Source organism: Mediterraneibacter faecis, from assembly GCF_055383675.1.
The window spans coordinates 1,641,950-1,656,432 of sequence record NZ_AP043803.1 but is presented as its reverse complement, the minus strand read 5'-3'; the positions used below and the strand labels follow the sequence as shown (position 1 = coordinate 1,656,432).

Here is a 14,483-nt window from a genome sequence, read left to right as displayed (position 1 = left end):
TGGATTAGACAAAATATGCACTAAATGATACAATAACAAAAAAAGGAAAAGAGGTGCTACCATATGTATATGAATACCGGTTATTTAAACCACTCCCATATGGATTTCAAAGACAAAAGTCGCCCACTGGTTGTAGGAAGTTGCGGTACTTACCGCCTTTCCAGCCATCCAAAGTTACCAACCTACCGTCCAAGGGGACGCCTGGATTATCAGATTATCTATATCACTGCTGGTTGTGGGCATTTTCATTTTGACAATGTGGATAACGAAACGATTGTCCCCGCCGGTAATATTGTACTGTACAGACCGAAGGAACTTCAGAAATATGAATATTATGGAAAAGATAAGCCAGAAGTATACTGGATTCATTTTACAGGCAACAATGTAAAAAATATCCTACGGCAATATGGATTCCCGGATAAAGAGCGTGTATTTCAGGTCGGAACCTCTATGGAATACGAACAGATTTTCAAGCGTATTATCATCGAGCTTCAGCGTTGCCAAGATAATTATGAGGAAATGCTTGTCCTTCTGCTCCGTCATCTTCTTATCATCTTTCATCGGGAACTGACCAGGGAACATATCTCGAAAAATGAATACCTAGATCACGAGATGGATAACGCAGTTACCTTTTTCAGTGAAAATTATAACCAGAATATTAGCATAGATGATTATGCTGCCTCACGTGGAATGAGTGTCAGCTGGTTTATCCGAAACTTCAAAAAATACACAGGTTCTACACCAATGCAGTTTATTGTGGGAATCCGAATTAACAATGCCCAGATGTTACTTGAAACAACAACCTATTCCATCAATGAAATTTCTAAAATCGTCGGGTATGATAATCAGCTTTATTTCAGCCGGCTTTTCCACAAGCTGAAAGGATATTCTCCAAGAGAGTACCGAAAGATAAGAAACAAGTTCTAAAATCCACAATATCATAAATCCATAACTGGCTGTTAAAAGTTACTCGTAACTGTTCAGTACCTTCACAGTTGCGAGCCTCAAGCGCATTAGAATCAGCTTCGCTGATGGGCGCTTGCTCCTACATAATATACGTTTTCTTACGAAATATGCGGTACCGCATATTTCTGTACTGAATAGTTACGATTGATCTATATTATGATCAGGCAATGCCTGTTGTAATGATTAAATCGGGCTTTCCCCGATGTGGTATGCTTCAACCACCTCCTTTCAAGGCGCAAAAAAGCACCTTAACCTTATTGGCTAAAGTGCTTGTATTTGTTTGCTATTAAATTGTTGTGAGTCAGACAAACTGGAATTTGGAACGTGCTTTATAAATTTTTTCCGATCCCCTCAAGTTCGTTCATGGAATCCTTGTTTTTTTCAAGTTCATCTCTGGCTGTTGCGTAATATGATTTTTTGAAAAGCATATCCCATGAAAGATATTTTGCCATACAGTCAAACTGCTTATCAATCAACTCATACTGGATACTGTCTACGGGAGAACCGCCTACAACAATCGTGCCAACTTTTTTATTTTTTAACTGCAATCCACGGCAGTAGCACTTATCAATGATAAGTTTCAATTGTGCTGACATTCCCCACCAATAAACTGGTGTAGCAAAAAGAATCATATCTGCGGCAGCAATTTTATCAATTGTAGGATTTGTATCATCCTTATCGACGCATCCCTTAGAGCATTGACAGACACCACATCCCTTGCATGGTGCAATGTTGAGTTTGTCAGGTTCAATGATTTCAATTTCATTCTTTTCTGATGCTCCTTTTATAAATGCATTGATTGCTGTCAGCGTGTTTCCTTTTCTGGCACTTCCATTAATGATTACAATTTTCATGCGTGTATCCTCCAACTTCCGATTGTAAAACACATTCTTTTTTACATAGGCACAGTATACCACATTTCCTGTGCCTATGCTATATCATTTAATGCTTCTTCCGATATGACCTCATCCTCTCCACAGAAACCTCCGGATAGAAGTAAGTAAGAATCGTTGCTTTCGGAACTCCTGCAGCCAATGCTTTCTTCACTTCCTCTTTCTGCTCTGCTTCATCCTGCATGGAGAATCTTCTGCTTAATTCCGCATCACCAAGCACCATAAACTGCTCATAGGTAAGAGAATCTATATACACATTCTCGCCCTTATCCTTCAGTTTTTCATAATACTTTTACAAACTCCACTGCGTTTTTTATATCTTCTTCATTTGGATGCCCTTTGGCAATACCACCCACCAGTTTAAATGGACCAAATGTGTCATAGCCCCTGCATCCGAATTTTCCTATCACTTTAGAACGCTTCTTGTCCAAAATCTGCTCTATGGATTTGTAATTCGCACTTTCACCATAAGTACAGATCAGAAATACCTTTTTATCGTCCGGTAGATTCTTCTCTGTAAATTCCAATATCGACTGATGAAATTTTGAAAAATAGATTCCTGATGCAAACCCAATCATATCATAACTACTCAGATCTGCATCTGATCGTTTTACAGCATCAATCAAATCAACTTGGCACTCTTTTGCTATGTCTTTTACTAATTTTTCTGTATTTCTATGATGTACAGATGCATATACGATTGCTTTTCTCATTTATTTTCCTTTCTGCCTACTCCATCACCACAAATCGTATTGTTTCATAGTTTCTGCATTTCGATATTCATGTTTCTCATAATATCCTATCAACTTTCCCTCATCTCTGAGTGCCACCATATAAACATCCTTATTCTGTTTCTCATTGTGAAAAGTATAAACGATATTATGGCTTTCATCTACTGCAAACCAGTCCACTACCTGCTGTATTTTATCTTTTGATTCCGGATTATGACAATCTAACAGACTTCTTCCAATAAGTTTATCGCCGCCTCGCTTCGCATAGCTGATAACAGCTGCCGGATTCATGTAAATAATCTCATGTTTAAGATTGCATATAACAACGGATGCCCTGTCCTGATCAACAATGCTCTTATAAAAACTGACCATATCTATCTTTTTATATATTTTTTTCTTCTTACTTTTCTCCATTTTATGTTGTCCTTAAAACTTCACTACTTCCGGTTCATGTGTAAATGATGAAAATGTAGCTGTCACATTTTTAAAATAGAATACTTCTGTATTTCCATCATCTGCCGAGTACATATTCTGTAAAGATGGGTAAGCATCAAGCATAGACTGTCTTGCTTCTCTTCTGTCATCTTCTACAAGTTCTCCGGCTACACGAAGCCACTCGCCATTTTTAAATGCACAGATTTCCACCTTTTGGTTTGCGTGAATCTGTTTTGAAACATCCTTCACCTTTCCGGTCTGAATATACAGTTTTCCTTCAAAAACATGCGCTGTTCCAAAAGGTCTAACTCTTGGCTGGTCTCCTTCCACTGTTGCTAAATAATACGTTTCTGCTTCTTTTAAAAAATTTACTACTCGTTCCATGGTATAAGCCTCCTGTTATTAAAATTTATCAATAATAGAATTATACCATTCCATCGCTTCTTATGCACTAATCAACCGTATCATAAAACCCCTGTTTCACATCATTCCAGACGTAAACCAGGGGTTTCACTTATATCATTCTATACCATAGACAGTGCATATACTATCTATTCACTTTTACTCCGTCTCATAAAAGACTTTCTTATCCAGAGCTTTATTCTGATGTGCAACGATTGTTGTACATACAGCATCACCTGTGATATTAACAGCTGTTCTTGTCATATCAAGGATACGGTCAATACCCATGATCAGACCGATTGCTTCAACCGGAAGTCCGACAGAGTTAAATACCATTGTCAGTGTAACCAGACCAACACTTGGTACTCCGGCTGTTCCGACAGATGCCAGTGTTGCTGTTCCGATAACTGTAATATAGTCTGCCATGCTCAAATGGATTCCAAACGCCTGTGCTGCGAACACAACTGCAACACCCTGCATGATGGAAGTACCATCCATGTTGATTGTTGCTCCAAGCGGAATCGTAAAGGAAGAAATCTTCTTGGAAACTCCGACTTTCTTAGAAAGTGTTTCAATAGAAAGCGGGATTGTCGCATTTGATGTCGCTGTAGAGAATGCAAATGCCATAACCGGGAAGAATTTCTTGATGAAGCGGATCGGGTTCAGTCCTGTGAAAATCTTTAACAGAATCTGATATACTCCCAGACACTGGATCGCAAGTGCCAAAAGTACTGCGATCATGTATTTTGCCAGCGGAACAAATGCACTGAATCCGATTGTAGCAAAAGTACGGCTGATCAGGCAGAATACACCGATTGGTGCAAGGCTCATGATCATCATTGTCATTTCCATCATAATGTCATTGAACTGGCTGAAGAAGTTCGCAACTGTCTCTGCACGTTCACCCATCTTCGCAAGGATAACACCAATGATCAGCGCAAATACGATAACCTGAAGCATTGTTCCACTTGCCAGGGAATTGATCGGGTTGTCCGGAATGATATTTAGAATTGTATCTGTCAGGGAAGTTGCTTCCATTGTCTCAACTGTGGACGCACTTGTCTTGATTGCACTCATATCAAGTCCGATACCCGGATTGATCAGATTACCAACTGATAAAGCAACTGTTACAGCAAGAGCTGTTGTTGCGAGGTAGAATACCAATGTTCTGACACCTACTGTTCCGAGCTTCTTCGTATCTCCGATTGCCATACTTCCGCACACAAGGGAACAAAATACAAGCGGTACAACAAGCATCTTCATCAGACGGATGAATCCCTGTCCGATCACATAGAGGATTCCTTCTACTATAATATCATTTTTTACCTTGCTGTCTGGAATCAGATAACAAAGTACAATTCCAAAAACAGCACCTAAAAGCAGAGCAATGAAAATCTTGGTCGTCAGACCAATTTTCTTCTCTTTCTTTTCATCTTTCACATTCTTATTTTTCATTCTAATTCTCCGTTCTTTCTTTCATATACTCTTCTAATGACTCTTTCCAATCCGGCATATCATACATATCAATAATACGGAGAATGAAGTTGTCCAATACCGCATACGGTGGTCTGACAGAAGAAAGGTCTGACTGTTCTGTCGGAACTGCCTTTAATTCAACGTTTTTCCCTGACAATCTCAAGATCTCCTGAGCAAATTCGTAACGATTGCAGACTCCACTGCAAGTTACATGATAAGTACCATATTCATTCGTACTGATCAGATACAGGATCATTCTTGCGAGATCTTTGGCACTTGTCGGGGAACCAAACTGATCTCCTGCTACAGAAAGTGTTTTTCCCTGTTCTGCCACTTCGAGCACACGGTTAACAAAGTTATTTCCACCTTTTCCGTAAACCCAGTTACTGCGGATAATGAAATGCTTGTGTGTGAATTCTTTCACATAATTCTCACCAGCTCTTTTGGATGCTCCATAAACAGTCAGTGGATTCGTATCATCAAATTCTGTATACGGTTTCTTGCTCTGTCCGTCAAATACATCATCTGTTGAAAGCTGGACGATCTTTGCGCCATTCTTTCTTGCGACGATACTTAAGTTTCTTGCTCCAAGTGCATTTACCCGGTAAGCATGTTCCGGTTCTTTTTCGCACAGATCGGTGTCTGTAACACCGCAGCAGTTGATAATCACATCCGGACGGTTTACAATACCGAAGTTAAGAACTTCCTCTGTGTTTGTAATATCCAGATCATCCAGATCCGTATTCAGCACTTCGATCTCTAATGGATCCAGAATGTCGTTCAACGCTCGGCCGATCTGGCCGTTTGAGCCGGCTATCCATACTTTAATCATCTCTCATTTCCTCCTTCTCATGCAATGAAAAAGGCGCTGAATCCAATCAACGCCTCTCATATACTATAAAATAAACGTCAATAATATTTTATCAATCTACTGTTTCCGTGTCAAGATTACACTTTTAGTCTGTCAAGAAAATATCATGGTTTTCCTGAATCTTCTCTATAATCTCATGGCTGCTTATCCCTTGAAGTTCTACACTGTTCTGACTGACATAAAGAAACACAAGAAACAGAAAAGTGGACAGGATCAATCTGGTAGTAAAGCTTCCTCTGCTGTTTTCTTTCTTATCTAGATCTTCTGCTCCATTTCCTGCACTTTGCTCCAGACCATCCGGATATAATTCCCGATATAAACGACCATATCTTGGATGAATTGCCGGTGTTATCATACCGGTATTCCGCTGTCGTCTGCGATTTTCTTCCCACAATCTACGCCTACGAACTTCTGATTCTTTTTCCTGCACGAAAGATCCTCTCCATCTTCTTTTTTTCTAGTTTATGAAAGTTTCTTCTGCTTTATTCTTCCAGGAAAATCTGATACAGCGTTTTCTACCGGTCAGCCAGTTCTCCTGTAATGTCTTCCCAGGTAATCCCTTTTTCTACCATGAGAACCATTGCATGATAAAGGAAATCAGATAATTCATACTTCACTTCCTCGACATCTGGATTTTTTGCAGCGATCACAACTTCTGTCGCCTCTTCTCCAACCTTTTTCAGGATCTTATCCAGACCTTTTTCAAAAAGATAGTTCGTATAGGAACCTTCTTTTGGATTCTCTTTTCTATCCACAATTGTCTGATATACGGATTCAAAAATCTGAACCGGATTCTTGGCATCGTAATCATTTCCAACAATTGTTGTATAGAAACAGGAGCGGTTTCCCGTATGGCATGCTGCTCCGATCTGTTCTACCTTTGCAAGCATCGTATCTCTGTCACAGTCGATTGCAAGAGATTTCACATACTGGAAATGCCCGGATGTCTCACCTTTGATCCACTGGCATTTTCTGCTTCTGCTATAGTAAGTCATGCGCCCGGTTTTCACAGTATGCTCAAATGCTTCCTCGTTCATATATGCCATCATTAAGACTTCATTTGTCTTATAATCCTGAACGATCACCGGAATCAGTCCGTCTGAATTCAATTTAAACTCACCGAAATCCATCTGGCTTTCAAAGGATGTCATTTTGATTCCATTTTCTGCACAGACTTCTTTGAATTGATTAAAATCCATATCCAGGCGACTGATGAATCTTCCGGATACACCTTTTACACCATCACTCTTTAAAATATTAAGGATCTCGTTTTCATCCATCGTATCCGTGACAACAACACACTGCGTTTCTGTAACATTTACAACAGAATTCAGATCCAGGCGATGCATAAATATCATCTCTGTACTATATGCTTCGATCAGATGCTGCTGTTTAAACAATGCATCGAAATCATTTAATGATACAGCGATTCTCTCTTTTCCAAAACGCTTGGATACTTCCTCGATTAATTCAATGGAAAGTGCTTTTGAAAAATTCAGCATTGCACGTTTCGCTCCGGCATAAAGAATCTTCTTCACATCTTCTGCACGTCTGATGTTTCCTCCGACAACCATTGGAATACTGATTGCACGGTTGATCTGTTTGAGGAGGTTGATCGTCTCATCATGTTCTTCATCTGAGTCTGACAGATCGAAAATAATCAGTTCATCCGCTCCTCTTTCATTGTAGTGGCGTGCAAGTTCCATCACATCATCTGCGATCACAGTTCTGTCACCGAACCACTGCACCGCTTTCCCTCTTTCTATAAAAATACAAGGGGTCAGTCTTTTATACATAATTCCTTCTTACTCCTTCTGTCACGCCGTTAAAGGCTTCCCTTTGTAGACCATACTTCTTTTATTCTTGGCTCTTCTGATACCGCCATATCCAGAGCCTTTCCGAATGCTTTAAATAAAGCCTCTGCCATATGATGATTATTCCCTGCATCAAGGATCTTAAGGTGCAGGTTCATTGCAGCACTATAGGAAACTGCATAGAAAAATTCACGCACCATCTCTGTATCCATTGTTCCAAGCACCGGTACTGTAAAATCTGCCTGGAAGTTCAGATACGGTCTGCCGGAAAGGTCAACTGCTCCAAGAGCAAGAACCTCATCCATTGGCAGTACAAAATATCCGTATCGCTTAATTCCGGCCTTATCTCCAAGTGCCTGTGCGATTGCCTGTCCCAGTACGATTCCTGTATCTTCGATCGTGTGATGGGAATCCACTTCAAGATCCCCACGCACCTTAACATTTAAATCAAATAATCCATGTCTTGCAAATCCATCCAGCATATGATCAAAAAACGGAATTCCTGTATCAATCTGATTCTTTCCCTGTCCATCCAGATTGATTGTCAGTTCAATATCTGTCTCTTTTGTCTTTCTTTTGCAGCTTCCGATTCTGTTCTGCATTACACTCACAGCTCCTTTTCTCTTATTTTTCAAATCTTACTTTGATTGAATTTGCATGTGCTGTCAGATGTTCTGCCTCTGCAAATTTCTCGATATCTGTGTGGATCTTCTCAAGTGCATTTCTTGAGTAAGAAATAATGCTTGATTTTTTAATAAAATCATCTACAGATAGCGGTGAGAAGAATTTTGCTGTTCCGTTTGTCGGAAGGACATGGTTCGGTCCTGCAAAATAATCTCCGAGCGGCTCACTGGAATATTCTCCGATGAAAATAGCTCCGGCATTACGGATCTTTGTCATCACCTCAAACGGATTCGCTGTCACGATCTCAAGATGTTCGGAAGCAATAGAATTTGCTGCATCGATTGCATCCTCCATTGTCTCTGCAACGAGAATATGTCCATAATTATCCAGGGATTTCTGAATGATCTCGCCTCTGGAAAGCTCTTTTACAAATGCATCTGTCTGTGCAGATACTTTCTCTGCAAGTTCCATACTTGTTGTAACCAGAATTGCAGATGCCATCTCGTCATGCTCTGCCTGAGACAGAAGATCTGCTGCCACGAAACGTGGATTTGCCGTCTCATCAGCAAGAACAAGGATCTCACTTGGTCCTGCGATTGAGTCAATGCTTACGAATCCATAAACCGCTTTCTTAGCAAGAGCTACGTAGATATTTCCAGGTCCTACGATCTTATCTACCTTCGGAATAGACTCTGTTCCATATGCAAGTGCTGCAATTGCCTGAGCTCCGCCAACCTTGTAAACTTTATCTGCACCGGCCTCTTTTGCCGCAACCAGTGTTGTCGGAGTTACCTTTCCATCTTTTCCTGGAGGTGTTACCATGATGATCTCATCTACACCTGCAACCTTCGCCGGCATGATATTCATAAGTACAGAAGATGGGTAAGCTGCTTTTCCGCCAGGAACATAAACACCGACTCTCTGGAGTGCTGTCACTTTCTGTCCAAGAATTGTTCCGTCCGGTTTACTGTCAAACCAGCTGTACTGCATCTGTTTCTGGTGATAGTCTCTGATATTCACAAGTGCTTTTCTGATAATAGCGATCAGTTCATCATCTACCTGCTCATATGCTTCTGCGATCTCTTCTTCCGTTACAAGAAGATGCTCTGCGTCCAGTCTGACTCCATCAAATTTCTCTGTATATTCAAATACAGCCTCGTCTCCCTTTTCTTTCACCGCATTCAATATTTCCTGAACACTTGCTTCAAACTTCCCATAGTTATTCGGGCTTCTCTTTAAAAGGTCATCCAGAAGATTCTTCTTCGTATTCTCATTCAGTTTCTCTATACGCATTTGTCTATTCCTCCCTCAGAAGATTTCTTAAATTTGTGATCAGCTCTTTGATTCTGTCATTTTCCATTCGCATGCTGACCGGATTGACGATCATTCGCGCTGACAGCGGGCACACTTCTTCAAGTACGACCAGTCCGTTTTCTTTCAATGTAGAACCGGTTTCTACGATATCTACGATGACTTCAGATAAGCCAACAATCGGTGCAAGTTCGATCGAACCGTTTAATTTCACAATTTCTACTGTCTGATGTTTCTTGTTGTAGAAATAATCTTTCGCGATATTCGGATATTTCGTTGCCACACGGATCAGTTCATGATGTTTCAGTTTTTCTGCTGCCTCTTCATATCCACACACACACATCCTGCATTTTCCGAATCCAAGATCCAGGACTTCATGGACTTTACGCCCCTCTTCGATAATCGTATCTTTTCCGACAACTCCAATATCTGCTGCTCCGTACTCTACATAAGTCGGCACATCCGGTCCTTTTGCGAGAAAGAATTTCAATCCCAGTTCTTCATTTACAAAAATCAGCTTTCTGGAATCCTTATCTTTCATTTCCTCGCATGTGATTCCAAGACGCTCCAGCATCTCCAGTGTCTTCTTTGCAAGTCTTCCCTTTGTAAGGGCAAATGTTAAATATCTCATTGATCTGCTCCTTTATTGCTGCTTTGTTTTCTTTTTTGTATTGACCAGCTTCTCTTCTCCTGTCTGAAGATTGATCACTTCAATCTTCCGGTCCTCTCTTAAGTAAAGCATACTTGCAACAGAAGAACGCTTTCCATACGCTTCAAAAGTCTCTCTTTCATCCCAGGAGTTTCTCTTCATCATCTCGACATTTTTTCCTTTTGCACGAAATGACCTCGCAAGAGAAATTGCCCACTGTTCCGTTGCATCCGTATAAACAAGCAGATTGCGGTGTCCTGTCTCTACTTTGATCTTCTGACGATCCAGTGCACTCATAAGTTCATCCAGAATGATTGCGAATCCGATCGACGGTGTCTTCTTTCCAAACTTCTCAAGAAGGTGGTCGTAACGTCCTCCACGCACAACTGCATCTCCTGTTCCATAAGTATAGGCACGGAAAATGATTCCTGTATAATATCCATAACTTCCGCTCATGCTCAGATCAAAAGTTACATGATCCTCTACTCCATAAATCTTCAGCAGATCATAAATCTGGCGAAGACGTTCTACCGCAAGTCTTGCTGCTTCACCCGGAGCAATGCGTCCTGCATCTGCAAGGATCTCCGGTCCACCTGTCAGTTCCGGAAGCTGATGAAACGCTTCTTTCACCTGATCGGCAATCTCATAATGATCGAGAATCTCTTCCACACCAAAGAAGTTTCTGTTCGCAATCAATGTACGGATCTCTTCTTTTTGTTCGTCTTCCAGATTCGTTGCCTCGAAAAGACTCTGAATAAAATCAACATGTCCGATACTTACCTGGAATTCCTTTAGTCCGGTTTTCTTAAGTCCGTCCACAACCATTGCGAGCATTTCTGCATCTGCCTCGATAGAATCCACACCGATCAGCTCTGCACCAAGCTGTGTATTTTCTTTCAGGCGTCCACGATAACTGGAATGATTGATAAATGTATTTCCGGCATAACACAGACGAATTGGAAAATTCTCTGTCTCAAACAGTGTTGCTACTGCTCTTGCAATGGACGGTGTAATATCCGGGCGCAACGCCAGAATATTCCCCTCTCTGTCAAAGAATTTATAAAGATCTCTAATCGATGTCGAACCGATTTCCTTGCGGAATACATCAAAATATTCAAATGTCGGTGTCTGTATGTCCTGATATCCATATAAATGCAATACAGTATTCAGCTTTTTCTGCAATGCCAGCTTAATGGCACATTCTCTATTATAAATATCCCGAACGCCTTCCGGGGTATGTAACTTCTGCTCCATGTCTCGTTCACCTTCCTGTCTTTTCTTGGTTTTTCACTTTAGCGTGCTACCACGTTAAAACCTGTTTGTAATTATACGGACTTTGTAGGATTCTGTCAATCCCTCGTTTCCAAATCTTTCTGAATTAAATCCAGATACGGCACAAAATAGCCATTTTTCAGTTGAAAAAACCATTCAGGATCTAATTCTTCCAGCCGGACACTCTTGCGTCCCCCGCTCTGCGCGCGGTCCCAGAACTTACGGATCTGTGTATACTGCATATAATAAAGCTCATTTCTTGCTGTATAATAGATCAGAAAAAAAGCAATCCCGCCCTGCCGTTCAAACTTTTCCATAAAGTCCATCTGATGCTCATGTACATTCTGAAGTGGGAAGGTATCTACATTACACTCTTTCGCATCAAAACAGACCGGGATTCCCTGCACTGCTCCGATATAGTCTACCGTACTTGCTTTGTCGAAATACGCAAGTGTAATCTGTCTGTGGTCTTTATCCATACGTACCGGAGTAATCGGTGTCGGGATTTTCTGCATCAGTGCAAGTCCCATCTCACTGTATCTTTCATTCGAATGATTGATAAATTCCTCCAGTGTCGAACCTCTAAGTCCTCTCGAGTTCCATGTTGCCATCTCACATCACTCCCTGCGCTTTACAGATTTGTTCAAATAAGGCCGGGACAGGTGCTTTGAGGATCTTTCCTGAAAGCTGTTTGATATCTCCCTCGCAGTTCTCCGGGAATTCCAGACGGTAAGCATGCAGAAGCTGGGAACGAAGTCCGTATTCCTTTTTCAAAGCATCGTTAAATGACCGGTTCCCGTATTTGTAATCCCCTGCGATCGGATGCCCAATGGATGCCAGATGTGCACGAATCTGGTGTGTCTTACCGGTGATCAGATGCACTTCAAGAAGTGTTGTTTCTCTATTTCGTGCAAGCACTTTGTATTCTGTACGGATTGCTGATGCCTCTTTCCCATCTTTTGTCTGTTCAGCCGGCTTTTTCTGACTCACCGTAACTTTATTTGTCTTTTCATTCTTGACGAGATAACCATGAATCCTCTGATTCTCTTTTACCTGCCCTTTTACTAGGCAAAGATAATATTTCTTAAGTGTACGGTCACGGAACATCTCGCTTAATCCCTGTAATGCCTGCAGTGTTTTTCCTGCTGCCACAATTCCGCTTGTATTTCTGTCTAAACGGTTACAGACAGATGGATGAAATGTATGCAGTTCTTCTTCCGTGATTTTCCCATTTTCCAACAGATAATCAATAAAATACTCCACAAGAGAAGTATCCGTCGGGGATGCCTTCTGGGAGAGCATTCCGACCGGTTTATTGATAAATACAGCAGCCTCATCTTCATATAAGATATCTAACTGTACCTTCTTTCCCGCTGTCTGTTTTTTTGCAGAGGACACTTTTTTCTTCGAAAACTGTGAATGATCGATAAAGTTCTCAATCGTCTCTTCCGCAAGAAATAACTTAATCACATCCCCCTGTTTCAGCTGTTCATTTCCAACTGCTTTTTTTCCATTCAAGGTAATATTCTTTTTTCTCATCATCTTATAGAAAAAACTTTTTGGCGCTTTATTGAGATACTTTGCAAGGAATTTATCCATGCGTTGTCCTGCCTCATTTTTCTGGATGCTGATCTCTCTCATCGTCTTTTCCTCTTTACATTGATATATTCAGAATAAGATTACGGATTTCCTGTTCTCTTGCTTTCGTATCTTCCTGCTCTACTACAGCAATATTTTCAAGTCCCTCCACGCGGGCCAGAAACGGTGTATACTGATTTAAGATCTTAACAGTAAAACCTGTGTACTGATTCTGCGCAAGGATTGTCTTGATATGCTTTCCAAGTTCATCTGTATTTACTTTCTCATAATGTGTGTATCCGTAAATGTTGTGTCCCGAAATTACGATACAGTCTGTTGGCATGATATGCTCTTTGCTTGTAATTATAAGATCATAACAAACTGTTAAATGTTTTGATTTTCCTGCGATTTCCTTCGCCTGTGACAGTTCAATTGATTGATATGGATAACGCGCGATCACACCTACAAGTGCCTTTGATGCCGGAAGACATCCAAGGATAGCAACAACTGTCAGAAGATTCAGCCTCGTATGTGTCTGCCAGTAACCAAGAGCAAAAATTGCCAGAACGATTACAAAATAAATAACTGTTCTTAAAATCTCCACTTTTCTTTTATAATTCAAATAACCTGGTTTTCCTTTTTGTATTTTCTTCATTTTTCATCCTATTCTAAATTCATATTTGCTGCATACGCACGAGAAATCCATGCGGCAGCAGTTTTGTTCCAAAGTAAGTTAATTTCATTGGGATTCCATAAACGGAGACTGACTTCCCGGATCTGCAGTCCTTCAACGCCTGATGAACCACTCTGTCTGCCTTCGCCATTGTCAGTTTCTTCAAGATATTCTGCGGTTTCCCGGAAAACTTGAAGAACTCCGTATCAACCGGACCCGGGCAGACTGCTGTGACGACAATTCCTTTTTTTCTCAGTTCTTCTCCCAATGATCTGGAGAAGCTTAAGACATAGGACTTCGTTGCCGCATATACTGAGAAATACGGTTGTGGACAAAATGCAGATGCGGACGCAAGATTGACGATCCTGCTGCCAGCACGCAGAAATGGCAGACACAGCAATGTCATTCTTGTAAGAGACCGGCAGTTTACATCCACCATATCTGTCTGGATCCGGAATTTTTCAGACAAAATCTCTTCTACACTTCCTGACTTGCCAAATCCTGCTGAATTCACAAGCATTCGTAAATCCGGCTGTTCTTTCTCAAGTGCATCTCTCAATTCCTTATATACCTTTTTCTTCTGAAGGTCACCTGCAAAAATCCGAAGAGGAACTCTGCTTTCTTTCGCAAGCGCTTCCAGACGCTCTTTGCGCCTGGCAATCACCCAGATCTCATCCAGATTTTTATAAAAATATCCAAGCTGACGTACAAATTCTCTTCCCATTCCCGAAGATGCTCCGGTTACGATTGCAATTTTCATCCTGCTTCCTTTCTTGAATCCTGTCTGT

At 40.9% G+C, this 14,483-nt stretch carries 17 protein-coding genes and 1 pseudogene; 1 reads left to right on the top strand and 17 read right to left on the bottom strand.

The window, feature by feature from the left end:
- Window positions 1–63 precede the first annotated feature (63 nt).
- Window positions 64–927: an AraC family transcriptional regulator gene (locus ACZ47Z_RS07820; RefSeq protein ID WP_464525427.1), complete on the top strand. Its 864-nt coding sequence runs from the start codon at window positions 64–66 to the stop codon at window positions 925–927.
- Between the two features lie 368 nt (window positions 928–1,295).
- On the opposite strand, the gene ACZ47Z_RS07815 is transcribed toward ACZ47Z_RS07820, so the two are convergent.
- The 17 genes and pseudogenes from ACZ47Z_RS07815 to ACZ47Z_RS07735 form a co-directional block, all read right to left on the bottom strand.
- Window positions 1,296–1,820 carry a flavodoxin family protein gene (locus ACZ47Z_RS07815; protein ID WP_008119059.1) on the bottom strand — a complete coding sequence of 175 codons (525 nt, stop codon included), beginning with the start codon at window positions 1,818–1,820 and terminating at the stop codon, window positions 1,296–1,298.
- An 88-nt stretch (window positions 1,821–1,908) separates the two neighbouring features.
- Window positions 1,909–2,151, bottom strand: a pseudogene (locus tag ACZ47Z_RS07810) (VirD4-like conjugal transfer protein, CD1115 family); the annotation flags it as partial.
- Complete coding sequence (locus tag ACZ47Z_RS07805) at window positions 2,141–2,572, bottom strand: flavodoxin family protein (protein WP_464525426.1); 432 nt, start codon at window positions 2,570–2,572, stop codon at window positions 2,141–2,143. The pseudogene ACZ47Z_RS07810 and the gene ACZ47Z_RS07805, both read right to left, overlap by 11 nt.
- 24 nt (window positions 2,573–2,596) lie before the next feature.
- Window positions 2,597–3,004, bottom strand: a complete 408-nt coding sequence (locus ACZ47Z_RS07800) for a PAS domain-containing protein (protein WP_054751194.1) — start codon at window positions 3,002–3,004, stop codon at window positions 2,597–2,599.
- A 12-nt stretch (window positions 3,005–3,016) separates the two neighbouring features.
- Window positions 3,017–3,409, bottom strand: a complete 393-nt coding sequence (locus ACZ47Z_RS07795; protein ID WP_054751193.1) for a pyridoxamine 5'-phosphate oxidase family protein — start codon at window positions 3,407–3,409, stop codon at window positions 3,017–3,019.
- A 177-nt stretch (window positions 3,410–3,586) separates the two neighbouring features.
- Window positions 3,587–4,882, bottom strand: coding sequence for a dicarboxylate/amino acid:cation symporter (locus tag ACZ47Z_RS07790; protein WP_015529179.1), 1,296 nt, complete (start codon window positions 4,880–4,882; stop codon window positions 3,587–3,589).
- A gap of 1 nt (window position 4,883) precedes the next feature.
- Entirely contained in the window at window positions 4,884–5,735 is an 852-nt protein-coding gene (rfbD, locus tag ACZ47Z_RS07785) for a dTDP-4-dehydrorhamnose reductase (RefSeq protein WP_015529178.1), read from the bottom strand.
- A gap of 124 nt (window positions 5,736–5,859) precedes the next feature.
- Entirely contained in the window at window positions 5,860–6,204 is a 345-nt protein-coding gene (locus tag ACZ47Z_RS07780; protein WP_054751192.1) for a hypothetical protein, read from the bottom strand.
- A gap of 85 nt (window positions 6,205–6,289) precedes the next feature.
- Window positions 6,290–7,573, bottom strand: coding sequence for a bifunctional phosphoribosyl-AMP cyclohydrolase/phosphoribosyl-ATP diphosphatase HisIE (gene hisIE / locus ACZ47Z_RS07775; protein ID WP_083475020.1), 1,284 nt, complete (start codon window positions 7,571–7,573; stop codon window positions 6,290–6,292).
- A gap of 26 nt (window positions 7,574–7,599) precedes the next feature.
- Complete coding sequence (hisB, locus tag ACZ47Z_RS07770; RefSeq protein ID WP_015529176.1) at window positions 7,600–8,190, bottom strand: imidazoleglycerol-phosphate dehydratase HisB; 591 nt, start codon at window positions 8,188–8,190, stop codon at window positions 7,600–7,602.
- Between the two features lie 22 nt (window positions 8,191–8,212).
- Entirely contained in the window at window positions 8,213–9,505 is a 1,293-nt protein-coding gene (gene hisD / locus ACZ47Z_RS07765) for a histidinol dehydrogenase (RefSeq protein ID WP_020436642.1), read from the bottom strand.
- Between the two features lie 4 nt (window positions 9,506–9,509).
- Window positions 9,510–10,154, bottom strand: a complete 645-nt coding sequence (hisG, locus tag ACZ47Z_RS07760) for an ATP phosphoribosyltransferase (RefSeq protein WP_015529174.1) — start codon at window positions 10,152–10,154, stop codon at window positions 9,510–9,512.
- A gap of 12 nt (window positions 10,155–10,166) precedes the next feature.
- A complete protein-coding gene (hisZ, locus tag ACZ47Z_RS07755) occupies window positions 10,167–11,426 on the bottom strand; it encodes an ATP phosphoribosyltransferase regulatory subunit (RefSeq protein WP_020436641.1) in 1,260 nt (419 codons plus the stop codon).
- Between the two features lie 95 nt (window positions 11,427–11,521).
- A complete protein-coding gene (locus ACZ47Z_RS07750) occupies window positions 11,522–12,055 on the bottom strand; it encodes a Holliday junction resolvase RecU (RefSeq protein ID WP_015529172.1) in 534 nt (177 codons plus the stop codon).
- Window position 12,056: 1 nt separating this feature from the next.
- Entirely contained in the window at window positions 12,057–13,085 is a 1,029-nt protein-coding gene (locus ACZ47Z_RS07745) for an RluA family pseudouridine synthase (RefSeq protein ID WP_464526034.1), read from the bottom strand.
- Between the two features lie 13 nt (window positions 13,086–13,098).
- On the bottom strand, window positions 13,099–13,677 hold the full coding sequence (locus ACZ47Z_RS07740; protein ID WP_015529170.1) for a hypothetical protein: 579 nt from the start codon (window positions 13,675–13,677) through the stop codon (window positions 13,099–13,101).
- A gap of 19 nt (window positions 13,678–13,696) precedes the next feature.
- The gene (locus ACZ47Z_RS07735) at window positions 13,697–14,455 is read right to left on the bottom strand and encodes an SDR family NAD(P)-dependent oxidoreductase (protein ID WP_015529169.1); all 759 of its coding nucleotides are present in this window, start codon (window positions 14,453–14,455) and stop codon (window positions 13,697–13,699) included.
- Window positions 14,456–14,483: the final 28 nt, after the last annotated feature.

Bases quoted from the DNA above. Each gene is read 5' to 3' on its own strand.
- hisZ (WP_020436641.1), bottom strand. From the start codon at position 11,426: ATGGAGCAGAAGTTACATACCCCGGAAGGCGTTCGGGATATTTATAAT.
- ACZ47Z_RS07815 (WP_008119059.1), bottom strand. From the start codon at position 1,820: ATGAAAATTGTAATCATTAATGGAAGTGCCAGAAAAGGAAACACGCTG.
- ACZ47Z_RS07805 (WP_464525426.1), bottom strand. From the start codon at position 2,572: ATGAGAAAAGCAATCGTATATGCATCTGTACATCATAGAAATACAGAA.
- ACZ47Z_RS07735 (WP_015529169.1), bottom strand. From the start codon at position 14,455: ATGAAAATTGCAATCGTAACCGGAGCATCTTCGGGAATGGGAAGAGAA.
- rfbD (WP_015529178.1), bottom strand. From the start codon at position 5,735: ATGATTAAAGTATGGATAGCCGGCTCAAACGGCCAGATCGGCCGAGCG.
- ACZ47Z_RS07745 (WP_464526034.1), bottom strand. From the start codon at position 13,085: ATGAGAGAGATCAGCATCCAGAAAAATGAGGCAGGACAACGCATGGAT.
- ACZ47Z_RS07790 (WP_015529179.1), bottom strand. From the start codon at position 4,882: ATGAAAAATAAGAATGTGAAAGATGAAAAGAAAGAGAAGAAAATTGGT.
- hisG (WP_015529174.1), bottom strand. From the start codon at position 10,154: ATGAGATATTTAACATTTGCCCTTACAAAGGGAAGACTTGCAAAGAAG.
- hisB (WP_015529176.1), bottom strand. From the start codon at position 8,190: ATGCAGAACAGAATCGGAAGCTGCAAAAGAAAGACAAAAGAGACAGAT.
- ACZ47Z_RS07800 (WP_054751194.1), bottom strand. From the start codon at position 3,004: ATGGAGAAAAGTAAGAAGAAAAAAATATATAAAAAGATAGATATGGTC.
- hisD (WP_020436642.1), bottom strand. From the start codon at position 9,505: ATGCGTATAGAGAAACTGAATGAGAATACGAAGAAGAATCTTCTGGAT.
- ACZ47Z_RS07820 (WP_464525427.1), top strand. From the start codon at position 64: ATGTATATGAATACCGGTTATTTAAACCACTCCCATATGGATTTCAAA.
- ACZ47Z_RS07795 (WP_054751193.1), bottom strand. From the start codon at position 3,409: ATGGAACGAGTAGTAAATTTTTTAAAAGAAGCAGAAACGTATTATTTA.
- ACZ47Z_RS07740 (WP_015529170.1), bottom strand. From the start codon at position 13,677: ATGAAGAAAATACAAAAAGGAAAACCAGGTTATTTGAATTATAAAAGA.
- ACZ47Z_RS07750 (WP_015529172.1), bottom strand. From the start codon at position 12,055: ATGGCAACATGGAACTCGAGAGGACTTAGAGGTTCGACACTGGAGGAA.